Annotated in this window: 21 protein-coding genes; 7 read left to right on the forward strand and 14 right to left on the reverse strand. The window is 62.3% G+C overall.

The annotated features are described in order from the left end of the window. Positions 1-120 precede the first annotated feature (120 nt). A complete protein-coding gene (locus N7568_RS14190; RefSeq protein ID WP_261610442.1) occupies positions 121-1,530 on the forward strand; it encodes an HNH endonuclease in 1,410 nt (469 codons plus the stop codon). A 34-nt stretch (positions 1,531-1,564) separates the two neighbouring features. Here the strand turns inward: N7568_RS14190 and N7568_RS14195 are convergent, their stop codons facing one another. Continuing rightward, complete coding sequence (locus N7568_RS14195) at positions 1,565-2,071, reverse strand: MarR family winged helix-turn-helix transcriptional regulator (protein WP_261610443.1); 507 nt, start codon at positions 2,069-2,071, stop codon at positions 1,565-1,567. Between the two features lie 41 nt (positions 2,072-2,112). Beyond that, positions 2,113-3,831, reverse strand: a complete 1,719-nt coding sequence (locus N7568_RS14200) for an AMP-binding protein (RefSeq protein WP_261610444.1) — start codon at positions 3,829-3,831, stop codon at positions 2,113-2,115. A 135-nt stretch (positions 3,832-3,966) separates the two neighbouring features. On the opposite strand from N7568_RS14200, the gene N7568_RS14205 reads away from it, so the two are divergent. Further along, the gene (locus N7568_RS14205) at positions 3,967-5,184 is read left to right on the forward strand and encodes an acyl-CoA dehydrogenase family protein (protein ID WP_261610445.1); all 1,218 of its coding nucleotides are present in this window, start codon (positions 3,967-3,969) and stop codon (positions 5,182-5,184) included. 17 nt (positions 5,185-5,201) lie between these two features. Here the strand turns inward: N7568_RS14205 and N7568_RS14210 are convergent, their stop codons facing one another. The 4 genes from N7568_RS14210 to N7568_RS14225 all read right to left on the reverse strand — a co-directional run bounded on the left by N7568_RS14210 (position 5,202) and on the right by N7568_RS14225 (position 10,907). Further along, positions 5,202-6,791 carry an APC family permease gene (locus tag N7568_RS14210; RefSeq protein WP_261610446.1) on the reverse strand — a complete coding sequence of 530 codons (1,590 nt, stop codon included), beginning with the start codon at positions 6,789-6,791 and terminating at the stop codon, positions 5,202-5,204. Between the two features lie 144 nt (positions 6,792-6,935). Beyond that, complete coding sequence (locus N7568_RS14215) at positions 6,936-8,588, reverse strand: GMC family oxidoreductase (RefSeq protein WP_261610447.1); 1,653 nt, start codon at positions 8,586-8,588, stop codon at positions 6,936-6,938. Continuing rightward, entirely contained in the window at positions 8,589-10,100 is a 1,512-nt protein-coding gene (locus N7568_RS14220; protein ID WP_261610448.1) for an aldehyde dehydrogenase family protein, read from the reverse strand. A gap of 69 nt (positions 10,101-10,169) precedes the next feature. After that, a complete protein-coding gene (locus N7568_RS14225; protein ID WP_261610449.1) occupies positions 10,170-10,907 on the reverse strand; it encodes a hypothetical protein in 738 nt (245 codons plus the stop codon). Positions 10,908-11,029: 122 nt separating this feature from the next. On the opposite strand from N7568_RS14225, the gene N7568_RS14230 reads away from it, so the two are divergent. Beyond that, positions 11,030-12,616, forward strand: a complete 1,587-nt coding sequence (locus N7568_RS14230) for a molybdopterin-dependent oxidoreductase (protein ID WP_261610450.1) — start codon at positions 11,030-11,032, stop codon at positions 12,614-12,616. A gap of 235 nt (positions 12,617-12,851) precedes the next feature. After that, complete coding sequence (locus N7568_RS14235; protein ID WP_261610451.1) at positions 12,852-13,637, forward strand: restriction endonuclease; 786 nt, start codon at positions 12,852-12,854, stop codon at positions 13,635-13,637. 78 nt (positions 13,638-13,715) lie between these two features. Here the strand turns inward: N7568_RS14235 and N7568_RS14240 are convergent, their stop codons facing one another. The 8 genes from N7568_RS14240 to N7568_RS14275 form a co-directional block, all read right to left on the reverse strand. After that, positions 13,716-13,877: a hypothetical protein gene (locus N7568_RS14240; protein ID WP_261610452.1), complete on the reverse strand. Its 162-nt coding sequence runs from the start codon at positions 13,875-13,877 to the stop codon at positions 13,716-13,718. Positions 13,878-14,788: 911 nt separating this feature from the next. Then, a complete protein-coding gene (locus N7568_RS14245; RefSeq protein WP_261610453.1) occupies positions 14,789-15,709 on the reverse strand; it encodes a hypothetical protein in 921 nt (306 codons plus the stop codon). A gap of 11 nt (positions 15,710-15,720) precedes the next feature. Next, positions 15,721-16,056 (reverse strand): hypothetical protein, encoded by a 336-nt coding sequence (locus N7568_RS14250; protein ID WP_261610454.1) that lies wholly within the window; start codon positions 16,054-16,056, stop codon positions 15,721-15,723. Positions 16,057-16,153: 97 nt separating this feature from the next. Then, positions 16,154-16,741: a TetR/AcrR family transcriptional regulator gene (locus N7568_RS14255; protein WP_261610455.1), complete on the reverse strand. Its 588-nt coding sequence runs from the start codon at positions 16,739-16,741 to the stop codon at positions 16,154-16,156. Between the two features lie 44 nt (positions 16,742-16,785). Beyond that, positions 16,786-17,544, reverse strand: coding sequence for a MerR family transcriptional regulator (locus N7568_RS14260; RefSeq protein WP_261610456.1), 759 nt, complete (start codon positions 17,542-17,544; stop codon positions 16,786-16,788). Positions 17,545-17,620: 76 nt separating this feature from the next. Continuing rightward, on the reverse strand, positions 17,621-18,274 hold the full coding sequence (locus tag N7568_RS14265; protein WP_261610457.1) for a PadR family transcriptional regulator: 654 nt from the start codon (positions 18,272-18,274) through the stop codon (positions 17,621-17,623). A gap of 289 nt (positions 18,275-18,563) precedes the next feature. Further along, entirely contained in the window at positions 18,564-19,385 is an 822-nt protein-coding gene (gene nadE / locus N7568_RS14270) for an ammonia-dependent NAD(+) synthetase (RefSeq protein WP_261610458.1), read from the reverse strand. 67 nt (positions 19,386-19,452) lie between these two features. Continuing rightward, on the reverse strand, positions 19,453-20,472 hold the full coding sequence (locus N7568_RS14275; RefSeq protein ID WP_261610459.1) for a LacI family DNA-binding transcriptional regulator: 1,020 nt from the start codon (positions 20,470-20,472) through the stop codon (positions 19,453-19,455). 214 nt (positions 20,473-20,686) lie between these two features. Between N7568_RS14275 and N7568_RS14280 the strand changes: the two genes are divergently transcribed. The 3 genes from N7568_RS14280 (at position 20,687) to N7568_RS14290 (ending at position 24,366) form a co-directional block, all read left to right on the forward strand. Then, positions 20,687-21,532, forward strand: a complete 846-nt coding sequence (locus tag N7568_RS14280; RefSeq protein WP_261610460.1) for a sugar phosphate isomerase/epimerase family protein — start codon at positions 20,687-20,689, stop codon at positions 21,530-21,532. A gap of 42 nt (positions 21,533-21,574) precedes the next feature. Continuing rightward, positions 21,575-22,582, forward strand: coding sequence for a Gfo/Idh/MocA family protein (locus N7568_RS14285; RefSeq protein WP_261610461.1), 1,008 nt, complete (start codon positions 21,575-21,577; stop codon positions 22,580-22,582). Between the two features lie 245 nt (positions 22,583-22,827). Next, positions 22,828-24,366, forward strand: coding sequence for an ABC transporter substrate-binding protein (locus N7568_RS14290; RefSeq protein WP_261610462.1), 1,539 nt, complete (start codon positions 22,828-22,830; stop codon positions 24,364-24,366). Position 24,367: the final 1 nt, after the last annotated feature.

The following is a 24,367-nucleotide window of genomic DNA, read 5'->3' on the forward strand; positions in this document are numbered from 1 at the left end:
GGGGGTGGGAGTCCCGCTTGAGGGAGGTCCTCCGAGGGACTCCCTTGCTGCGCAAAGGCTATGGGGCTTCCCTGTGATCGCTGACCTTATATTGTCAGTGCCTGCTGCCAGAGTAAGGGAATGGAACGAATTGGGAAGAGGCATACGGGCGCCGCAGTGGCGCTCGGGCGCGCTCCCGTAGTTGTGGATTCCGTTCAGCCAGGCAGGGGTACAGCCAGCACCGTTTGTGGGGACCTGATCGAGCAGTTGCGGGCCCTGGAGGAGATGAAGTCGGCGATCACCGCTTTGCAGGCGCGGGTTGCTGTGGCTTTTGATCTGGCTCAACGTCAGGAGCAGGCCGAGGCAGGGGTCCCTTCCTCGGAGCGCGGCCAGGGCGTGGGAGCCCAAGTGGCGCTGGCAAGGAGGGAATCACCGAACCGTGGCTCCCGGTTGCTTGGTTTGGCGAAGGCCCTCGTGATCGAGATGCCGCACACCTTGGCGGCGCTGCAGTCCGGGCAGCTGAATGAGTGGCGTGCCACGCTGCTGGTGAAAGAAACCGCATGCCTGTCTGTTGAGGACCGTGCCGCTGTCGACAAGGAGCTCGCCCCCGACACAGGGACCTTTGTCGGGAAGGGCGACAAAGCGATCGTGGCCGCGGCGAAAGCTGCCGCATATCGGAGGGATCCCCGGTCAGTGGCCGGGCGTGCCAGCCGCGCTGCAACCGAGAGGACAGTGAGCCTGCGTCCGGCGCCGGACACCATGACCTACCTGACGGCCCTCCTTCCTGTTGCCCAGGGAGTGGCGGTCTATGCGGCGCTGACCCGGGCCGCTGATTCAGCCCGTTCCAGCGGCGATGGCCGGAACCGCGGTCAAGCCATGGCCGATACCCTCGTCGAACGCATCACCGGTACCCCGGGCGGGATTTCCGGGATCAACCTGGACCTCGTTATGACGGACCGCACCCTGTTCCAAGGTGACAGTGAACCAGCCCGGCTCAAGGGCTATGGAATCGTCCCCGCTGAATGGGGAAGGGAACTGCTCGGATCGGGGCAAGTCGCAACCCTGGCGCAAGCCGCCACCTCAGGACAAACCGCAGCCCTGGGACAGCCAGGTGCGAACGCAGCTTCCGGAACAGGGCAAACCGGTCAAGATCATGCGGCAGTGCCGAAGACAGAGCTAACTGTTTGGCTTCGCCGGCTCTACACCGCGCCGGCCACGGGAGAACTCCTTGCCGCCGACTCCAAGGCCCGGGTCTTCGCTGGTGGGCTCCGGCGCTTCATCGAAACCCGCGACGACACCTGCCGGACCCCGTATTGCGACGCGCCCATCCGGCATATTGACCATGTGGTTCCGTGGCGTTCCGGAGGACAAACAAACCTCGCTAATGGCGCAGGACTATGCGAAGCATGTAACCACACGAAGGAAAACCCCGGGTGGGGCACCCGTGCTGTGCGTGCCGACGTGCACACCTTGGAAATCCGCACGCCCACTGGGCATACTTACCAATCGAAAGCGCCAAGCCTGCCCGGGCATCAGCCTTCCAGAACGTAGAAACCCCGGACACGTTGAAAGCCCGTTCAGCGCCTTAGTCTTCGAAGTCTCCGGCGTCCCTGCGGAAGGTGCCCAGGACGCGGATGAGGTGATCGACGTCGTCGGGCCCGAAACCTGACTTGCCGAAAACCTCGGTGTTGAGTGCCGCCGTCGCCTTCTTCGCGAGGGTGCGGCCCTCGGCTGTGAGCTCGATCAGGGTGGTGCGTCCGTCTGTTGGATGCGGGGAACGCGCCACCAGGGCGGCTTTTTCCAGGCGGTCGACGGCGTTGGTCACCGAGGTGGGATGCACCTGCAGGAGCGCGCTGGCTTTGTTCATGGGCAGCGCGCCGCTGCGGGCGAAACTCAGCAGCGCCAGCAGTTCGTAGCGTGCAAAGGTCAGCCCGAACGGTTTGAGCACCGTTTCGATGCGCGCCAGCAGGATCTGCTGGGTGCGCATAATCGCTGTAATGGCAGCCATGGGCGCGGCAACGTCGCCCCAGCCATGCCGTTCCCAGTTGCGCTGGGCGTCGGCGATGGGGTCGCGGGGGAGCGGGGTGCCCATGGGCCTCCTTCGTTTGCTTGGTTGGTCGAGTGTTCGGTTGGCTAGTCTTTCAGATTCGGGAACTCTTCCTCGGAGTATTCCACGCCCAAACCTGAGGGCAACGGACCGTCGCCGTGCCGGGCGACTTCCGTGCCGCGCAGTTCCACGCGACGGATCTTGCCGGAAATAGTCTTGGGCAACTCGCCGAATTCCAGCCGCCGGATGCGCTTGAACGGTGCCAGATGCTCGCGGCAATACTTGAGAATGTCCTCGGCCACAGCGGGCCCGGCTTCATAGCCGGCAGCCAGCACCACAAACGCCTTGGGCACCGACAGCTTCACGGCATCAGGCGAAGGTACGACGGCGGCCTCCGCCACTGCGGGGTGTTCGATCAGGACGCTTTCAAGTTCGAAAGGCGACAAACGGTAGTCGGAGGACTTGAAAACGTCGTCGTCCCGGCCGACGTATGTGATGACGCCGTCGGCGTCCCGGCTGGCCATGTCGCCCGTGTGATAGTAGCCGTCGCGGAAGGCGTCGGCGGTCTTCGCTTCATCGCCGAAGTAGCCCTTCATGAGCCCCACGGGCCGGGGGTCCAAGCGCAAGCAGAGTTCGCCGTCGTCGGCTTCCTGCCCGGTGACCGGGTCCACCAGGACGACGTCGTACCCGGGCAGCGGCCGTCCCATGGAGCCGATCTTCACCGCCTGCGCGGGAGTATTGGCTATCTGGACAGTGGATTCGGTCTGGCCGAAGCCGTCGCGGATAGTGACGCCCCAGGCTTCCTCTACTTGCCCAATGACTTCCGCATTGAGTGGTTCGCCGGCTGAGACGACCTTCAGGGGAGGGGTAGTGAGCTGCGTGAGGTCGGCCTGGATGAGCATGCGCCACACGGTGGGCGGGGCGCAGAAACTGGTGACGCCTTCGCGGCCCATCTGGTCCATGAGGGCGGCGGCGTCGAAGCGTTCGTAGTTGTAAATGAAGACGCAGGCCTCCGCGATCCACGGGGTGAAGACGTTGGACCAGGCGTGCTTGGCCCAACCAGGCGAGGCGACGTTCAGGTGTACGTCGCCGGGTTCAAGGCCGATCCAGTACATGGTGGACAGGTGGCCCACAGGATACGAGCTGTGGGTATGCTCCACCAGCTTGGCCCGTGACGTCGTGCCGGAGGTGAAGTAGAGCAGCAGTGTCTCATCTGCCTTGGTGACGGCGTCGGGCCTGAAGTCCGTGCCGGCGTCGTACGAATCTGCGTACTGTTTGGCGTCGGCGATGGTGGGTTCCGCGCCGATCTCGATCAGGGTGTAATCGCCTTCCACTGCGGCGAACTTGCTGATGTTGGCACTTCCGACGGCCACCCAGCTGGCCCCACCGCGCTCAACGCGGTCCTGGAGATCGCGGGCACCCATGAGGGTGGTGGTGGGGATCATGACGATGCCCAGTTTGATGCCGGCCAGCATGAGTTCCCAGAGTTCAACCTGGTTGCCGAGCATGATAATCATGTGGTCGCCGCGCTGGACGCCCTGGCTTCGGAGCCAGTTGGCTACCTGGGATGACCTTTGCGAGAGGTCCTTGAACGAGCGGCGCGTGGAGCTGCCGTCCTGTTCCACAATGACCAGGGCGGGCCTGCTGCCTCTGGCCTCGTCTGCGGCGATCTGGTCGAACCAATCGAGTGCGAAGTTGAACTCCTCGAAACGGGGCCACTGGAACTCGTTGTGTGCTTCCTTGTAGTCTTCGCGCAGTTCCAGCAGCCGGTCGCGGGCCGCACGGAAGTCTTCTGTGACTGTCATAGTCCGCCTTTCGCTTTCGGGTTGCCTTGGCATCGTTGCCCAAAGCAGCCCGCCTAGTGATCCACATCACCTTGCAATATACTAGGACATCCAAGGGTTTGGAAGAGCCCGTGCGGGACATGACGAAGGGGTCTAATGCTCGACGAGAAAGCTGCCGGCACCGTCACCAGTGGTGCGGCAACAGAACACGTCCTCCCTCCTTACCCGGAGGCGGACCTGATGCACGTGATCGACCTGCTCCCGGCCGGAGAGCGCTTGCGATATCTGGAGATCAGGGAGTTCCTGCAGACCCGGATCCGGGCCGCAAGCATCGACTACTGGAACCGCGAGGAGTTCCCGTTCGGGCTGCTTGCCGACATGGCCAAATTCGGGCTCGGCGGACTGCAAACAGACGGCTCCAGCAAGCTGTTCAAGGGCCTCATGTACACCGAAATCGCCCGGGCTGACGTGTCACTCTCGGCTTTGGTGGGCATCCATAACGAGCTCATTGTGGGCATGATCAACGAGCTCGGCTCCGACGAGCAGAAGCGCACGTGGCTGCCCGGGCTGGAAGCTTTCACCCAGCTTGGCGCCTTCGCCCTCACCGAACCGGACCACGGCTCGGACATCGCCGGAGGACTCTCGACGACGGCGCGGCGCGACGGCGGCGAATGGGTCATCAGCGGTGCCAAGCGCTGGATTGGGGCCGGCACGATTGCCGACTTCGCGTTGGTCTGGGCGCGTGACGAATCCGACGGGCAGATCAAGGGCTTCATCGTGGAGGCGGACCGCCCCGGATATTCGGCTACCAAGATTTCCAACAAGATCGGACTCCGCATCATGCAGAATGCGGACATCGTCCTGGACGAGGTCCGCATTCCGCTGGAGAACCTGCTGCCGGGTGCCACCGAGTTCTCGCGGGCGAATGATCTTTTGCGCGATTCCCGGGCCTGGGTTGGGTGGCAGGCTGCGGGTATCCAATTGGCTGCCTTTGATATCGCCCGGTCCTACGCCTTGGAGCGTCATCAATTCGGCAAGGAGCTGGCTCGCTTCCAGCTGGTCCAGCAGCAGCTCGCCGACATTCTGGGTAATGCCAACGCATCGCTGTCCATGATGGTGGAACTCGCGCGGATCCAGCAGGCCGGGAAGCTCGAAATGGTGCAGGCTGCCATGTGCAAGGCCACCACCACCCGGCTGGCGCGCTCATCCGTGGCGATGGGACGCTCCCTCCTGGGCGGGAACGGGATCACCACGGATTACGAGATGGGCAAGCTCTTCGGCGACGCCGAGATCCTCTACACCTACGAGGGCAGCTACGAGATCAATTCCATGATCGTGGCCCGGGCGGTAACGGGTAAATCTGCGTTTGTCTGAGACCGCCCGGGCGTGGGTCACGATTTCTGAGCTACCACCAAGGCCGGGTCCGGCTCCGGATCCGAAGGCGCAGCGACGGCTGCGTGTTCGGCCAGGACTCCGGTCTTGTGCCTGATGCGCAGGCGGTAAAGCAGCGTGCCGCCGATGATGACTGTGCCAACAAAGATCACACCGCCCCATTGCAGGTACCACTCGAACGGCGGCACCGAGTTGTAAATCTCCGGCCGCGGCCACACCAGGTTCAGTGTCATGGCACCGCCCCACAGCACGGCCAGGATGTTCACGGGCAGCCCCCATTTGCCGAGGCTGAATCCCGGTTCTGATCCGTCGTCCTTAAGGGGCCATTTCTTCAGGAAACGGCGCCGCAGCATGGGCACCGTCACCAGCAGGTAGGACAGGTAGATCAGGACGATGCTGATGCTGGAGAGAATGGTGAAGATGGCTGGCTGGGAGATATTGACGATCAACGGAATAACGGCCACTACACCGATGACGATGGCAGCGACGGTGGGAGTCTTACGCGTGGGATGCACCTTGCTGAGCTGACGGCTGAAGGGAAGGTTGTTGTCCCTGGCCATGGCGAACATCATCCGGATGGCTGCTGCATGGACGGCCAGTGTGCAGACCACCACGGCCACCACGATGCACGCCAGGAAGGCCTTGCCGAAAGGTCCGCCCAGCACCGACAACACGATGTACTGCAGGCCGCCGTCGGCGGCTCCCAGCTTGGGGTCGGAGAGATCCGGCGCGGCCAGGATTCCGCCCAGGAGGAGCAGGCCTCCCAAGAGGAAGGATGCCGTAACGGCACGCAGGATCGCCCTGGGCGCAGTCTTCTTGGGGTCTTTGGTTTCTTCGCCCAAGGAGCTGGCGGTGTCGAAGCCGTACATGACGTACCCCGAAGCCATGGCAGCAATGAGGAACACTCCGAAGAAGCCCAGGGGATGCTCTTCACCGAATCCGGCAGTATCCAGGAGGACTTCCGGCCCCCGCACGGAGTGCCAGATAAGCGCCGCAATGAGCAGGACGGCCGCAACCAGTTCCACGAACACGCCCACGCTGTTGATCATGGTCATGAGTTTCACGCCGAACGCGTTAATGAGGGTGGAAATGCCGATCATGATGCTGGCCAGGACAACCCCGTTGACCGCAAAGTCATAGGGCCCCGTTCCATCACCCACCAGTTGGAAGCCGCTCCAGATCTGGGGCAACGTGATTTGGAGGGCCAAGGCAACCGAACCCAGGGCCATGATCGAGGAGAGCAACAGCAACCAGCCCGCCAACCAGGCCCACGTTCCAGTCGAGAGACGCTTGGCCCAGTTGTAGACCGATCCGGCCACCGGGTAGCGTCCGGCCAATTCTGCAAAGCACAGGGCGACCATCAGCTGGCCGACGAAGACGATGGGCCACGACCAGGCGTAGGCGGGTCCCGCCGTCGAAAATCCGAAGTAAAACAGTTGAAAAACGCCGGTGAGAATGGAGATGTAACTGACGCCGGCGGCGAAGCTGGCGAACTTACCGATGCTGCGGTCCAGGGTTTGGGCATAGCCAAACTCGTCCATGCCGCTTGCATCGCTCTTGCAGGGTCCTAATTTGCTGGGTTCTGACATGCGAACTCCTAGTTCAGACGTGCACGAATGGTGATTACCTGCGGCCGCCGTTGGTCGCAGTCGAAATCAAAGGCCGGGCACCACGCTGTGCCTCCGGCTGTTCCCCCATTGTTTGTTGCGTGGGTCTAAAAGCAGGGTGCCTGTTCAGGCGACAGACAAGCTGAAGCCGGCTTCCGCCGTCGTGGTTTCCTCCGTCCGGCTGTTGTTGAAATCGGCCTTGATGAGATCGGCGCAGCGTTCGCCGATCATCATCACGGTGATATTCGGGTTGACGGTGACGTGTTCCGGCATGACGGAGGCGTCCGCCACGCGCAATCCGGTAACGCCCTTGACCCGCAGTTCGGGATCCAAGGGTGACATGTGGTCGTCCACCGATCCCATGCGGACAGTGCCGACGGGGTGGTACACGGTGTTGTGCGTTTTGCGGATGTAGTCCTGCAGTTCCTCATCGGTCTGCGCTTCGATGCCAGGGGAGAGCTCCCGACCGGTCCATTCAGCCATTGCCGGCTGTGTGGCGATTTCGCGGGCCTTGCGGATACCGGCCACCATGACTCGCATGTCGTGGCCGTCCGGATCGGTGAAGTAGCGGGGGTCCACCATGGGCTTGTCCCGGAAGTCACGGCTGCGCAGCCTGACCGTCCCGCGGGAACGCGCGTGGGTGACGTTCGGAGTCAGGCTGAAGCCGTTCTCCGTGGTGGGGTAGCCGTAGCGCAGGGTGTTCATGTCGAACGGGACGGAGCCGTAGTGCATCATCAGGTCCGGGCGGTCCAGGCCCTCTTCGGTGGGAGTGAAGATGCCGATCTCCCACCACTGGGTGGAGGACTGCACCATGGGCTGCTTGGCCTCGAACTGCACCACGCCCTCCGGGTGGTCCTGCAGGTGCTCGCCGACGCCCGGGGAATCCACCAGGACCTCGATGCCATGCGTGGCCAGGTGTTCGGCCGGGCCTATGCCGGAAAGCATGAGCAGCTTGGGGGAGTCGATGGCGCCGGTGGACAGGATGACCTCGCGTTGCGCGTTCAGCCTGTGCGTGCGGCCGAAGGCCGAGTCCACGACGTCGACGCCGGTGCAGCGCTTGTCCGCGTCGAACACCAGTTGGCGGGCACGCAAGCCGGTCAGCAACGTGAAGTTCTCCCGATCCATAATGGGATGGATGTAGGACACCGAGCTTGAAGAACGCGTCCCGTCAGAGCGGCGGTTGATCTGGAAGAAATTGGCACCGTTGATCACTGTGGTGCCGTCATTGAACTTCGCACGGGGGATGCCGGTCTGCTCACAGGCATTAAGGAGCGCGACGCCGGCGGGATCGTTCGGAGGAACGTTCATCAGGTGCACCGGGCCGTCGTGGCCGTGGTGTGGAGCGTCCGGTCCGGCGTCCTCGTTGCTTTCCAGGCGCTGGTACAAGGGCCAGGCGGCAGCAGCGTTCCAGCCCGTGGCGCCGTATTTCGATTCCCACTCATCCAGGTCTTCGCGGGGAGCCCAGAAAGCGATGCAGGAGTTGTGGCTGGAGCAGCCGCCCATGACCTTCGCGCGGGCGTGGCGCATGAAAGAGTTGCCGTTTTCCTGGGGTTCCACCGGGTAATCCCAGTCGTAGCCGGATTCCAGCAACTCCATCCAGCGATCCAGTTGCAGGATCTCCGGCAGGTTCCGGTCATCCGGACCGGCTTCCACCAGGGCCACGGTGACGGCAGGGTCCTCGCTCAGCCGGGCGGCCACGGCAGCTCCGGCGGATCCTCCGCCAATGACGACGTAATCGAACCCGCGCTCGCTGAGGTTCTCAATGGTGTCAACGTGCATCTATTTCTCCTTGCCGTGGTCTGCGAACCAGCCGGTCACCTGGGGGCTGGTGTTCTGGTAGATGTGCTTGGCTTCCTGGTACTCGCCCAGCCCGGTGGGGCCGAGTTCGCGGCCGACGCCGGACTGGCCGAAGCCGCCCCACTCGGCCTGCGGAAGGTAGGGGTGGTAGTCGTTGATCCAGACCGTGCCGTGCCGTAAAAGGCCAGCGACGCGCTGGGCCTTGCCGGCATCCTGGGTCCAGACGGCTCCGGCCAGTCCGTAGATGGTGTCGTTGGCGGTGGCCACAGCTTCGTCCTCGGTGCGGAAGGTTTCCACTGTTACTACCGGGCCAAAGGCTTCGTCGATCACTACGGACATTCCCCTGGTCACGCGGTCCAGGATGGTCGGCTGGTAGTAGAAACCGGCGTCGAACTTTTCGCCTTCAGGGGCCGCGCCGCCGCACCGCAGCCGCGCGCCTTCGGCAACACCGCGCTGGACGTAGGCGTCCACCTTCTCCCGGTGGGCCGCGGAAATCAGGGGTCCGGTTTCGGCGGACTCATCGAACGGGCCGCCGAGACGGATGTTCTTGGCCTTACGGACCAGTTCCTCGACGAAACGCTCCGCGATGGATTCCTCCACCACCAGCCGAGCTCCGGCGGAGCAGACCTGCCCTGAGTGCACAAAGGCGCCGTTCAGCGCATTGTCGACGGCGGCGTCGAAGTCAGCGTCAGCGAACACCACGTTGGGGTTCTTGCCGCCGAGCTCCAGCGCGACCTTCTTGACGGTGCCGGCTGCGGCGGCGGCAATGCGCTTGCCGGTTTCCAAGCCGCCGGTGAAGGAAACCAAGTCAATGTCGGGGTGTTCCGAAAGCGGTGCGCCCGCTTGCGCGCCGGGGCCGGTCACCAGGTTGGCGACGCCGTCCGGCAGGCCCAGATCCTGCAGCAACTGCATGGCAAGGATTGCGGTGGAGGGGGTCAGCTCGGCGGGCTTCAGGACGAGAGTACAGCCGGCGGCCAGCGCGGGAGCGATCTTCCACGCAGCTTGCAGCAGCGGGTAGTTCCACGGCGTGATCAGGCCGCAGACTCCCACGGGCTCGTAGACGATTTTGCTCACGACGGCGGGATCCCCGGCATCCACTACACGGCCCGCCGACTGCCCGGCGAGGCGTCCGAAATATTCGAAGCAAGCGGCGATGTCATCGATGTCGATGCGGCTTTCGATGATCCGCTTGCCGGTGTCCAGTGATTCGGCGCGGGCGAACTTCTCCCGGCGTTCGCGCAGTTCCGCGGCGACCTTGAGTAGGAAAGCGCCGCGCTCCGGAGCGGGGACGTTTGCCCAAACGCCGGAATCGAAGGCCTTGCGGGCTGCGGAAATGGCGCGCTCTGCGTCTTCGCGGCCGGCTTCGGACACCGTGGCGACCAGCTCGCCGTCGGCCGGGTTGCGGATCTGCCGCACGGCGCCCGACGCGGCCGACTCCCACGAGCCGTTGATGAAAAGTGTGGAGGCGGAATCGGAAAATGTGGCTTGGGTCATACGAAGCAGGCTAATGCACTTTGAACATCTGTTCAAGGAAAATTATGAACAAATGTTCAAAGTGGGGCTTCAGCGTGCGTTGATGCTGATGTTGTTGTGGATCTCGGGAAGGGTGGATTTGAGGGTCTCGATCGTGGGGCAGAGCGCTTCGACCTTGAGGGTGACCGCCGGCTTGCTGAAAGTTCGTACCGCGGTATAGCCATAGGAGTCGCCCGATGTGTAGGTCAGCGACAGCATGTCCACTCCACGATTGCCCGCCATGCCGTAGCCCAAGCTCGCATCCTTGACGTTTGCGGCGAGATCCTTCTTGCCAGGGATGAGGATGGCTAGGACCTTCAGCGTTGATGCTCTGTCGTCACCGGGTACCAGTTCGGAGGGTTGGTTGCGCACCTGGAGCGTTCGCACCTTGCATTGCGTGTTGTCGGAGGTGAAGGTCATCATCCCGTCTGTAGCCATGCGGCTGTAGTCGGCCTGCCAACCGGCGTTGGGATTCGTCAGGGAGCTGGCGATGTCAGGAGTGTGTCCGCCGTTTTCATCACCCAGGATTCTGTTGCCGTTGTCCCATGTGAGATATTCGGTGGCCGGGTCGAGCCTTCCCTCGGGGCCGGAGTTGCCAGCAGGCGGCTCAGTCTGAGGGGAGGCTGCTGTGTCGCTGCGGTCCGGGCTCTGTGATGGCGTGGAGCTCGTGCCGGGAGTGTCGGCGGGGGCGGGTGCGCCAGCCGCACAGCTACCCAAGGCTGTGGTGATAAGAATGGATGCGGCCACCGCAACTAACGGCTTTCGGTATGAACTTCTGGTCTGCATCATGATCCTTTGCTGATGGAGGTGCCGAGCCAAAGCAGCGGTCTCCGGAGGTATATTTCTATCAATTGGATTAATTTACCATTTAGGTCACCCATCCCCGCTGCCGCCCGCTACGAACTCCCTACATGAAAAAGCTCGGACTCCGGACCAAAGGTCCCGAAACCATGGCAGCGCTGGCAGGCGTGGTGTCGGCCGCCGTCGTGCTCGCCGTAGCGGAACTGATCGGCGCGTTCTTCACGGCCAGGGCAACCCCGGTGTTTGCGCTGGGATCCACCTTCATCGACTTCACTCCGCCGTGGATGAAGGACTTTGCGATCGCCACGTTCGGCACGAACGACAAAGCCGCGCTGTTCGTAGGTATGGGCGTCACTATCGCCGTACTGGCCTGCGTTCTGGGCGTTGTGGCCTACAAGAAGTGGGCACTTGGCGTCCTGGGCGTCCTCTTCATGGGTGCGGTGATTGTGGCCGCCGTTCTGACCCGTGCCGGTGTGGGGCCTGCCGACGCCATCCCCTCCGTGCTGGGAACCATTGCAGGCCTCATCGTCCTGCGCCGTCTCATGCTGCCGTTGTGGAGGATGAAAGCGTGGCCTGAAGCCCCCGCCGATATGGCGGCCGACGCCGATGCCCAGGTTGGGGGCGCCGGCACCAGCCGCCGTCGTTTCTTCGCTGCTGCCGGGATCACCGCGGTAGCTGCCGGAATCGCGGCGACCGGTGGGCGGTTGCTCGGTGCCGCGCGCAACAACATAGCTCAGGCCCGTGATGCTCTCACGCTGCCGTCGCCTTTGAAGGCTGCGCCCCCTGTTCCAGCCGGCGTCCAGTCCCCAGTGGCAGGAGTCTCCTCGTGGCTGACACCGAACAACGAGTTCTACCGCATTGATACAGCCCTGAGCGTCCCGGAAATCAATGTCGAGGATTGGGTACTGCGGGTGCACGGAATGGTTGAAAAGGAAGTAACTCTCACCTTCCAGGACCTGCTCGACGCCGATCTGATCGAATCGCACGTCACCCTCACCTGCGTCTCCAACCCGGTGGGCGGAAAGCTCGCCGGAAACGCCAAATGGCTGGGAATGCCCATCCGCGAAGTCCTGGCCATGGCCAAACCAAAAGATGGCGCGGACATGGTGCTCTCACGTTCCATTGACGGCTTCAGTGCCTCTACCCCGCTGGAAGTCCTCCAAGATGACCGCGATGCAATGCTGGCCATCGGCATGAATGGGGAACCACTCCCACTGGAGCATGGCTATCCCGTGCGAATGGTGGTTCCGGGGTTGTACGGGTTCGTCTCGGCCACCAAATGGGTGGTGGAACTCGAAGTCACCCGCTTCGCGGACAGCAAGGCTTACTGGACTGAGCGCGGCTGGTCAGAGCGCGGCCCCATCAAGACCATGGCACGCGTAGACGTGCCGGCGTCCTTTGCCAAGTTCCCGCCAGGCAAGGTCGCGGTGGGCGGCACAGCTTGGGCGCAGACACGGGGAATAACCAAAGTGGAAGTACAGATCGACGACGGCGATTGGGTGGAAGCAACCCTTTCCACCGAGGCCTCCACCGTCACGTGGCGCCAGTGGTCCTATGAATGGGACGCCACACCCGGCATCCACTACGTCAAGGCCCGTGCCACCGACGCCACCGGGGAAACCCAGACCGAAAAGCGTGCCGATCCGGTGCCGGACGGAGCCTCGGGCTGGCCGTCGGTGATGGTGACTGTGGAGTAGCTGTTTCGACTTGATTCATCCCGCCGAGGGCGTTCCATAGTGAAGTAAGTGGACCGGAAACTATGTAGCGTTTAGGGCACCTTCACCGGGCAGTTTTGCGGGCGGGTCTTACGGGAATTTTGGTTCCGCAGAATGACGCGAAATTTGATGAGCGCTATCTGGGACTGCATGGCGGCCGGTGGAAGACCGGCTAACGTACCGCTGGATACTCGGCTTAATCTGGCAAGCTGTTTGGATGATTACTGAACGGCAGCCCGAAAATTGGCGCGATCTCCAGAGCGAAGTTGCTCGAATCCTTGTTGAATGCGGTATGCAGGCTGAGGTCGAAAAGACGGTCACACTTGCCAGGGACGTGGCTGAGGTAGATGTCGTAGCCGTTGAAACGGTCAATGGACGGACTAACACCATCTTCTGCGAATGCAAACGGTGGAAAAGCTCAATTCCGAAGAACGTGGTGCACGGGTTTCGTACCGTTGTGCAGGATGGTGGCGCCAACGTTGGTTACATCATCACATCGGGCGGCTTTCAGTCGGGGGCATTCGCAGCTGCGGATCTGACTAACCTCCGGCTTGTGACTTGGCCTGAGTTTCAGGCTGAGTTCGAGAGTCTCTGGATTGAGAACCATCTTCGCCCTGAGGTGACAAGACGTTTGGACGATCTCATGGAGTTGGTGGAGCCGCTGCTGCCCCGGGCGTTCAAGGAATTAAGCGAACCGGCGAAGGCCCGGTATCTGGAGTTGCGGGAGAGATACTGGGAGCTGGGGGCCATTGCGATGATGTTTACGACGTATTTCAAAATGATTCATGCTGAGGTCCCTGATCTTCCCCTTCGAGATCGGGTGAGTTCCTCTACCATCGGGATGCCGGATGCGCTGCTCAATGCGACGGCTTACGGGGATTTTTTGGATATCCTCCTACCTCTTGGAGAGCAGGCGGCCGCGGAGCTCAAGGCAGCTCTGCATCCTGGACCGCTCCTTGGGTCAGATTCCAAAGACCCAAGCGAATCGACCAGACATACATAAGCCAACTGACCTGCCTTGGAGTTGAAGTGCCCAATAGAGGATGGCTCACAGTGCACGCACCCAGGCCTATTCATGCCTTCACTCCAAGGGGTCGCTGGCAAGATCCGACTGCAGGACGTTGATGTTGTAGGGGTATCGGCTACTCACGGATTCGATCGTGTCAGCTACCCATAACGGTGCATCTGGAGCTACATACACGCTCTGAATGAGCCTGTTCAGGTCAACCGAGATGGGAACCACGGCAGAAGGAGATTTAGTTTCGGTCTCAAGAAGAGCAGCAAGCCTGACTTCCTTTTCGTGTTCGAAGCTAAGTCGTTTGTGTACGTAAGCGTCGAAGTTGTTGTCCTCGGGAATGTAAGTACTCGTGTAGTCGATGTATTTAACGCGTGTGCCGAAGATGGGCCGAGGATCGATAATGCTGGCGGTTAGCGAGCCCCAAGTTGATCGGACGGCAACTCCACGGCCTTCTCGTTGGTAGATGTCCCACATCGCAGCCGACTCGTACTCCCCAAGGTGCCAGCAGTTTAAGTAGGTATGTTTCCGGACCCAGGACCGCATGCGAGACCGAACGGTCGCGTCCGCTGCATCAATCTCAGGTGTGAGCCAGGCAGGTCGCCGAATTCGATTCGGCGCGCCATAAGCGCCTTCCCAGCGGTCACTCATCACCTCAGCTTGCGCAAAGTGGAGTGCTTCGTTTTCGAGGAGAGATAAGTAACGGGCAAGGTCCATGTACCGCCACACCGCGGCTGTCGCGGGAGGCTGATCGGTGAAACTTTCGTGCTCTGGTTGGAACGGCATCCTATGACATTACAAGCCGAGAGCGAAGGGTTTGTGGATGTGGTTTTCACCCACGATGGAATGGTTCACACGGCGGAGGGCAGAGAAGCACGGCCGGGGGTGTTCCTCGAGTTATAGCTAGCGAGGTCAAGACTGAGTCCGCAAGCCGGTGGCTCAACGGACGCTTTACGCGCCCGGTTGGGGATCCCCTTACGGACAGCTCCGCGGGATTGAACGGCTGCCAGCCAACAATCAAGGTCCCTTTGGGGGAGTCACTCTCGCCATGGATGCTGACAATCGCCCCACGGCTGAATGCCGACGACGGCGGGTGCTGCCGCCGTCGTCGGCTTCCCTTTCCAGTGAGTAAGTGGGCGCTAGCCGAACACCCGGGTGCCTTCGGGCATCGCGGGCATGGAGGAGGCTCCGCCGCCGAGGTCCTTGTCATTGGCGGTCAGGCCGGTGGGGTCGTAGTAGGCGGCGACCAAGCGCTGCTTGATGTAGCCCAGCACTATCTGCCCCTTGCTATCGCAGTTCCTGGCGGTGATGGCCGTGAAGTTCTGCCAACCGTTCCCCGCAGCCGGGCGGATCGTCTTGGAGCTCCACTGGGTGGGTGTGGCATCCGGGATGAGGTACTGGCGCAGCTCGCCGGTGGAGAGGGTGGCCATCAAGACGGCAACAGGCTTGCCGTTGATGGCAACTGAAGGCGCCGATCCGATCGACGTGATGGAGGCGCCTCCGTCGAACACCTTGACCGTGCCGGTGATGGTCCGGGCGCTCGAATCGATGGTGTAGCGGTAGAGCTCGCCGCCGCTGGTGAGTCGGAAGATGAACTGCTGGCCCCGGACGTCGGCTGTTCCGCTGTAGGCGGTGGTGATGGACTTCTGGAACCAGCCGTTGCCGATGGTGGTCACCGGTCCGTCGATGGAGTGCTTCCAGGTGCCGTCTGCCTGGAGGTCCTGCCGCTGGTTGTAGAACTTCGCTTTGCCGTCTGAGGATGTGCCGAAGTAGGAGAACTTGCCGAAGGTATCGTCGCCCAAACCACCGAGTTGCGTCAGGTAGGTCGCGTCGAACGGAACGGGCGAGGACCAGCTGCTGTGTTCCCAGCGAAGCTTGCCCTCGCTGAGGAAGACCGCACCGAGATTCCGGTTCGGTTCCATGGTCAGCAAGGCGCCGTAGCAGTCGGTGGGCGTAGGGGTGGGAGTGGGGTAGGAGGTGGCGGCGCTGGCGGGAGCGGAGCCGGAGAGGGCCAGTGCGCATGCGGCGAGGCCCCCGAGCAGCTTAGTGGTGAGTTTCATGTGAGGACTGCTCATCGCACGTTGCGCCAAACCTGAACGGCCCTGGTGCCTGCCGGGCAGTTGGCGTAGGAGGTGTTGAAGCCTTGCGAGGCAGGCATCTGCCACCGCCAGGGCCCGGTCACGATAGCCTCATGGCCGGTGGGGACATGACGGCACTTGCCCGCGACCTGATACTCAGTGCCCGGGGCATCGGAATTGCAGGTGCCTCCCACACTGAACTCGTAGTGGATCCAGACGTTGCAGTTGGCATAGCCATCGTCCGCCAACGCAGGCTGAGCCGTGAGCAATGTCCCGCCCATGAAGGCAAGGGCCGCGCTGGCAGCAAGAATCTTTCGAGAAAAGTTCATGGTGTTCCCCCAAATCTGTTTGGCTTCCAATGTGGTCATTTGATATTCGGCCACATCGTGCCTTGGCGCTATGGGGCGAACTACCCACGTGTTGTGCTCAGCGAGGGGCGAAGGCGATGTCTTCCGTGCGCGCAATGCCTCGCTCGATGGCTGCTTTGTCGATCCCCAGCAGCGTGGTGAGCCACATGCCGTTTTGCACAACGACGACGTCGGCCGCCCGATCCCGGCATTCCTCAGGGGACAGCCCGGGAACGGCATTGCCTATCAACGCCGCGAGCCCTTGGAGATATCTGTCAAAGGCCGCCGCATTGATGTGGGCAAACTCCTCATCCGCCTGGGCGAGGGCCCATAAATGAAGGCGGAGGGATAGGTATGGCGTGGTCAAAAGCCCGGGGTCCGCAACGCGACGAAGAGACTCCCGGAGTTGCTCGTCCGGGGTTGACGTAGGCGCTGGCTCCACCAAGAGGAGGTCGTGCTCTTCAATCTGGTGGAGCACCGCGCGGATCAAACTCGGTTTGTCTGCGTAGTAGTAATTCACAAGCCCCAGTGCGACGCCGGCTTCACGCGCCACCGCGCGCATGTTGATGCCCGAAATGCCGTGGCGGGACAGCAGTTCCAAGGCTGCATCGAGGATGCGTTTTTGTCTGTCAACCTGTTCGCCGGACTTTACGGTGCTTGTACCCATTCGGTCAGACTATTGCCTAACCCTGTTCGGCGCATCCCGGCCGTCTACAGGTTCTGTTCTGCGTAAATCCGCAGCGCGTCGCGGACGAATGTCGCCCCTGATTCCCCGCCGTAGTTGGCCGCGAACCGCGGATCTGCAACGTACATTTCTCCGAGTCCCGTGACGTAACCCTTGACGTCACCGCCAGGTGCCGCCGTCGGGGTTCCCGGGATGCCGCTGAGCCACTCAACGTGACGCCGCGCCAGGTCCTGCGCCTCGTCGCTATCCGGCGAGACTCCGGATTCGGCGGTCGAAATCCAGTCCGAGCCCAGCTTCTGGACGCGATCTTTCCACTGCTGCTTCTCATCGGCGCTCATGCCGCGCCACCAAGAGTCACTGGCGGCGTAAGCATCCTTGCCCCAGCGCTCCTCCACCTCGTCTTTGTATTGAGTGTGGTCGAAGCCGTCAAACATGTCCTGTGCCATGTACTTTCCATCCCCTTTCATTGTGTCGATGGTTTGCCGAACGGAGGCGATCTGCCGGGTCAGCCGGTCCTGCTCCTGGGCGAGCCAGTCAAGATGGCTGCTCAGCGCTTTGACGGTGTCCGTCTCGCGGTTGAGAACCTCGGCGATGGCTGGGAGGCCAAGCCCTAGTTCCCGTAGCAGGAGGATGCGCTGGAGTTGCACCAGGGCCGGACCGTCATAGTGGCGGTAGCCGTTATGGCCGGTCCGGCTTGGCTTTAGCAACCCGATGTCGTCGTAGTGACGCAACGTGCGGCTGGTGGTGCCTGCGATCTTTGCGATTTCCTGGATTGACCAGTCCATCAGTCCTCCGTCCTAGCCTTGTTCTTCGACAGTAGAGGTTGACGCTACGTCAAGGTCAAGGGGACTGTGGCGATCACTAGTCAGCCAGGATCAGGTAGAGCGCCCTGCGGGTTTCGTCCAGCTTCTCGATGGCAGCTTGACGCTGTTCGTCAGTGGCCGCGGCGCGGAACTGGTGGATGACGCCCATGAGCTTGCCGACGCTTTGGTGCAATGCGGCGCCGGTTCCATCGGCCTCAGTGTTCCAGGCGTTGGCGAGTTCCTCTTCATGCTCGGCGATGTAGGCCTTGCCGTCATCAGTGAGCGTGAATTCGGTGCGCCGACCTTCGCCGACGGCGACGATCAGTTCTTCGTCGACCAACTGCTGCAGCGTCGGGTAGACCGAACCGGGGCTGGGGCGCCATGCGCCGGATGTCTTCTCGGCGATGGTCTTGATCAAGCCATAGCCATTGGACGGAGCCTCGGCCAGCAGCGAGAGAATCGCTGCGCGGACGTCGCCGCGGTTGGCTCGGCGTGAACCGCCGGGACCGAAGCCCCTCGGCCCGAATCCGGGGCCGAAACCGCCCGGTCCGAAGCCTGGTCCGAAGCCGCCGGGACCAAATCCGCCGCCGCCGTGTCCGCCCGGGCCGCGTCGGCCTTTGCCGCGATTGAAGCGGCCTCGTCCGTGTCCGTGTTCCGGGTGCCCGTGGTCGTGCTCGGGGAATGAGTTGTCGTGTTCGTTGATGCCTTTCATAACAGCATCGTCCTTTCGGTTGTAGTTACGCCGAAGGAGTATCGGCGATAGTTAACGATATATCGGTAACTATCGCAACGTCAATACCCTGAAATTAGGGGGTGAGAGAGGGCCGGCGGGAAAGCGTCGAAAAGTGAGAGAGGGATGACGGGAGAGCGTCGAAAGGTGAGAGAGGGCCGGCGGGAAAGCGTCGAAAGGTGAGAGAGGATCGGTTAAAGCACGACGGCGGGTGCGGACTTCCGTTCGGAAGCCGGCACCCGCCGTCGTGGTTAGTTCTAAAAAGCGGTGGCTATTTCCACCACGTATCAAAGATCGTGACCGGAACAGTGCGCTTGTGGCGCGTCCGGAGGTACTTCTGCTCGATCAGGCCAGCAGCATCCTCGGGGATGTCGCGGCCCTCAAGGTAGTCGTCGATCTGGTCGTAGGTGATGCCGAGCTCGTCCTCGTCGGTGCGGCCGGGCTTGCCGTCAAGGAGGTCGGCGGTGGGGACCTTCTCCCACACGCGGGCTGGTGCGCCGAGTTCGGCGAGGAGGGCGCGGTTCTGGCGTTTGTTCAGGCCGAACAGCGGCAGGATATCCGCACCGCCGTCGCCGAATTTCGTGAAGAAGCCCGTCACGGACTCGGCGCCGTGGTCGGTTCCAATCACCAGGTAGTTGTGCTCGCCGGCCAATGCATACTGGGCGATCATGCGCGCGCGGGCCTTGGTGTTGCCCTTGTGGAAGTCGGAGATTGGCGATCCGGTGGTCTTCTCGAACTCCTCCTCGAAGCCGTCCACTGCCTGGGAGATGTTGTAGGTCCACTCGGTCTTGGCTTTGATGAAGTCCAAGGCTGCTTGGGCATCGTCTTCGTCGTGCTGGATGCCGTAGGGGAGGCGGACCGCAACGAAGTTCGCGTCGACGCCTTCAGCCTCCAGTTCCTCGACAGCCAACTGGGCGAGGCGGCCGGCTAGGGACGAGTCAATGCCGCCGGAAATGCCCAGGACAAAGCCCTTGGTGCCGGTCGCTTTGACGTAATCCTTCAGGAAGGCGACCCGTTTGCGGATCTCCTCCGCAGGATTGATCCGGGGCTGGACGCCCATTTCCTCAATGATGGTGGCCTGGAGTTCGCGCATGGTCCAACACTAGTCAGCGGTGTGACGAAGGCTCAACCATGTTGCACGCGTATGGCCCAAGTGACAGTTAGTTGGGGGAGGCCGGGCCCGTTGAGCCGCGGACCGTGAGGTGGGTGGGCATGACGGAGCGGCTGCGGTTTCCGCCCCCGGCCAGCGGGTTGAGCTGGGCAAGCAACATGGACACGGCCACGCGTCCCGCCTGTTCGATGGGGGAGCTCATGGTGGTCAACGGGGGGTTGCAGAAGTCGGCACCAAAGATGTCGTCACAGCCCACGATGCTCATGTCCTCCGGTACCCGCAGCCCGCGCTCCCGAAGCCTTTGCAGCATGCCGATGGCAATGAGGTCGTTAAAGACGATGCACGCAGTGACTCCGCTGTGGACCGCCGCATCAGCGGCCGCAGCTCCTGACTGTGTCTTGGGCGCGAAGGGCCCAATGATGCGAACGTCCACGCCCCGGCTTTCAGCAGCGGCGGATAAGGCGGCCCATCGTCGGGCGCTGGACTGGGAAACCGCCGGTCCGGAAACGTAGGCCACGGATGTGTGGCCCAGGGAAATCAGATGGTCCAAGGCCTGGGGCATGGCCGAGGGCGTGTCGATGATGACCGCCGGGACGCCGTCGACGTCCCGGTTGACGGTGACCATTGGCATGCGTGCGGCGGCAGCGGCAAGCGCCTCGTCGTTGAGGCGGGATGCGGCCACAATCACGCCATCGGCACTCTTGCGGAGTTGCTCCAGCGTGCTGGCCTCCACTTCGTCGGACTCTTCGGTGTCAACGAGCAGCTGTGTGTAACCGGCGGCCTTGAGCTGCAGCTGGGTGCCGCGGATGAGGTCGAAGTAGAACGGGTTGGTGATATCCGGGACCAGGACACCCACGGCGCCGGTCCGGCCGGAACTTAAGGCCTTCGCTTGGGAGTTGGGCGTGTAATTAAGTTCGACGGCGGCGGCTTGGATCCGCTCGCGGGTGCGGATATTGACCCGGTCCGGATTGGCGAGGGCCCTGGATACCGTGGACGCCGCGACGCCGCACAGGGCGGCAATGTCGTGGATGGTTGCAGGCCGGCCTGCAGCCACAGGTTGCGTCGCCATGGGCGTTCCTCTCTGAACGTCGGATCATGCGGCTGTGATCAGTGCCACACCGTAGATCTAGAGTGCCACACCTTGGCAGATTTTGGCAATCGGTTGTCAAGCCGGTGCCAATATGGCTAAACTCGGGGGAACAAGACCTGCCTGTGGTCTGCGTCACCGAGCCCCCCAGCGGTGCGGCCACGGGACTAAGCCACAGGACCACCTAGGAGATTTCGTGACTCAACCCAATGCCGTGTGGAACCTGTCCGGTTTCGGCGACGAAGTAGATCCTGACCCCGCCATCCAGGCCGCAGTGCTGCTGGCCCTCGGAGCGAACCACATCGAAGTCCGCAGCGCGTGGGGCACCAATGTTTCAGAACTGGAGCAGGAGGCGGTGACGCGGCTCAAGGCCATCCTTGATGGGAAGGGCCTCAAAGTTTCCGCCGTCGCCAGCCCTATTGGCAAGGTGGATGTCAGCCTGCCGGTGGAGCATGAGATCACCCGGCTCCGCCAGATTATCTCGGTCGCCAAGGCCCTGGACACGAAATACGTGCGCATCTTCTCCTTCTACCGCGCTGAAGGCCAGAGCCAGGAAGACATCCGCGAGGCCGTTATGGAACGCATGGCTGCGCTGGCAGGAGAAGCCGCGGCACACGGCATCGTCCTGTTGCACGAAAACGAGAAGGGCATCTACGGGGATACGCCGGACCGCGTCCTGGACATCATGGAGACGGTCAACTCACCAGCGCTCCGAGTGGCATGGGACAACGCCAACTTCGTCCAGGTGGGCGTCAAGCCATACACCGAGGGCTACGCCATCCTGCGCCCGTACCTGGAGTACCTGCAAGTCAAGGATGCCATTGCCACCACTGGCGAAGTGGTCCCGTCGGGCGAAGGCGACGGCGAATTGGACGCAACCATCAGCGCCCTCGCCGCCGATGGCTACACCGGTTTTGCCTCCCTTGAGCCGCACCTGGCCAGCGCCCATGAACTGGGCGGATACTCGGGCCCCGTCGCCTTCGGAGTCGCAGCACGCGCTTTTGCCGGCCTCGCCGCGAAGAGCAACGTCACCCTCGCCTGACAAGCGCAAAACCCGACAGCATCATCCTTCGAAGGAGCAGGAATGACTACAGCGGCAATCATCGGATGCGGTGACATCTCAACCGTCCATTTTTCGGCAATTTCCACCCTGGCCGGCGTCCAGTTGGCGGCGGTATGCGATACCGATCCAGGGAGGTTGGAGGCGGCGTCAGCCGCCCACGGCGTGCCGGGGTACGCGGATTACCTGGACATGCTCCAGGAGGTGCGTCCCGACGTCGTACATGTCTGTACGCCGCACCACCTCCACGCCTCAGTGGCCGCCGACTGCCTGGAGCGCGGCGTTAATGTGATCGTGGAAAAACCGCTGGCGCACACGCTGGCAGAAGGTAAGCGGCTCATTGAGGTGGCTGAGCGGAGCTCGGCCAAAATCGCCGTCTGCTTCCAGAACCGCTACAACGCGACGTCGCAAGCCATGCGCAGAATGCTCGACGACGGCGGGTTGGGCCAGGTGGTTGGCGCGTCGGCCACCGTCATGTGGCATCGCGACGCCGACTATTACCGGAGCCGGCCGTGGCGTGGAACGTGGGCCGAAGGTGGCGGTGGATTGATGATGAACCAGGCCATTCACACCGTCGACTTGTTGCAGTGGCTGGTGGGCGATGTGGCCAAGGTGGAAGGTCGGGCGTCAACGCGATCGTTGGGTGGCGTGATCGAGGTGGATGACACTGCGGAGTTCGTGGCGGAGCATGTTGGTGGCGCTCGCAGTGTCTTTTACGCAACGCTGGCCAACGCAATCAACGCTCCAGTGACGTTGGACGTTGTGACCGAGAAAGCAACCCTCAGCCTGCGTGGCGACCTTACGGTGACCTACGCCGACGGCACGGTGGACGTCATCCCGGAGCGGGTGGTGGAATCCGGCGGCAGGTCCTATTGGGGTGTCTCACACGAGTTGCTTATTGCTGACTTCTATTCCCGGCTGGCAGATCCCGAGCCATTCTGGATCAACCCGGCGGAGGCTGGGAAGTCATTGCGCATCATCAAGGACATCTACGCGCAGAGCTACCCTGACATGCCCGGGCGGGTGGGCTGAGCCATCTGTGCAACCGCTTGGCGATTGGGGCCGGAAACCGTTGGGGGTTCCGGCCATTTTCGTGTCTGATTTATCGCTTTCGATAAAGGCTTGCAGCCGCTTGGCAACAATTTAAGAAACTTTTGACAATCGGTTGCCAAGCTCGAACAAAGTCCGTACTGTAAATCCCACACCCAGAAATATGTGGCGCAGGCCACATCACCCGCTCTGACTCGCATCAGGCAAAGACTCAGTAGGAGCCGACAATGAAGTTAGGTCCCAAGGCGGCAGCAGCCGCCATCGTCCTCAGCGCCTCCCTGGCGCTCACCGCATGTGGCGGCGGGAATGCCGGTGCCGGATCCGGTTCCACTCCCGGCACCAAGACGGTCACGGCCTTGACGCTGGGCACCCTGCGCGACCTCACATCCTGGGACCCGGCACAGGCCCACGTAGGCCACGCGCTGCAGCCGTACCAGGCAGCGTACGATTCCCTGATCCTGCGCGAACCCGACGGCAAGCTCAGCCCCATGCTTGCAACGGCGTGGAAGTACAACGACACCAACACCAAGCTCACAGTGGATCTCCGGAAGGACGTCACCTTCAGCGATGGCGCCAAGTTCGATGCCACTGCGGCCAAGGCCAATATGGACCACTTCAAGAAGGCCAACGGTCCCCAGATGGCCCAGTTGAGTTCTGTATCTGACATCGCAGTGGTGGACGAGGACACCATCGACATCAACTTGAGCGCACCAGAGCCAGCACTGGAGTACTTCCTGAGCCAGGCAGCCGGCCTGATGGGAAGCCCCGCAGCACTGGGGACGGACGCCATCAAGACCGTGCCCGTTGGCTCCGGCCCGTACGTCATGGACAAGGCAGCCTCGGTGAAGGACTCGCAGACGGTGTTCACCGCCCGTGAAGGTTACTGGAACACGGACCTGCAGAAGTACAAGAAGCTGACCCTCAAGGTCCTCCTGGATCCCACTGCACGCACCAACGCACTGGTCTCCGGCCAGATCGACGCCACCCTGCTGGACCCGAAGAACGGCAAGCAGGCCGAGGGCGCCAAGATGAAGCTTGAGACCAACCAGGTTGACTGGTCCGGGCTCCTGCTGCTGGACCGTGACGGCACCAAGAACCCGGCGCTGGCCAACGTCAAGGTCCGCCAGGCCATCAACCACGCTTTCGACCGCAAGACCATCCTCGAGCAGGTCATGCTGGGCCAAGGAACTCCCACCTCACAGCCGTTCGGCAAGGACAGCGGGGCGTGGACGGAAGAGCTGGAGAACTACTACAGCTACGATCCGCAGAAAGCCAAGGATCTCCTGAAGGAGTCCGGCTTCGAGGGCAAGGTCAGCATCGACGTTCCCACCCTCCCTGGTGCCGAAACACTGATCTCGGTCATGAAGCAGCAGCTCTCCGATGTGGGAATCACACTGAACCCGGGCGCTGCGATCACCAACACCTTCACCTCCGACGTTGCCGCCCAGAAGTACCCGGCCCTCTTCTACAACCTCTTCCAAGGGCAGCCGACGGTGGCGATCGACCAGATCGTCTCCACCAAGGCCCTCTACAACCCGTTCAAGACCACCACCCCCGAGCTGGAGGCCAAGATCGCGGCCGTGCGCACCGGTGGTGCAGATGCCGGCAAGCTGGCCCAGGAAGTTAACAAGTACGTGGTGGAACAGGCTTGGTTCGCCCCGCTGTTCCGCGTGAACCAGATGTACTACCACAACGACAAAGTGAACGTCACGCCGCAGGTCCAGCAGGCCGTTCCATCCATTTACAACTACTCGCCCGCCAAGTAGG

Source organism: Paenarthrobacter aurescens (genome assembly GCF_025421775.1).
GTDB classification, from domain to species: Bacteria; Actinomycetota; Actinomycetes; order Actinomycetales; family Micrococcaceae; genus Arthrobacter; species Arthrobacter aurescens_B.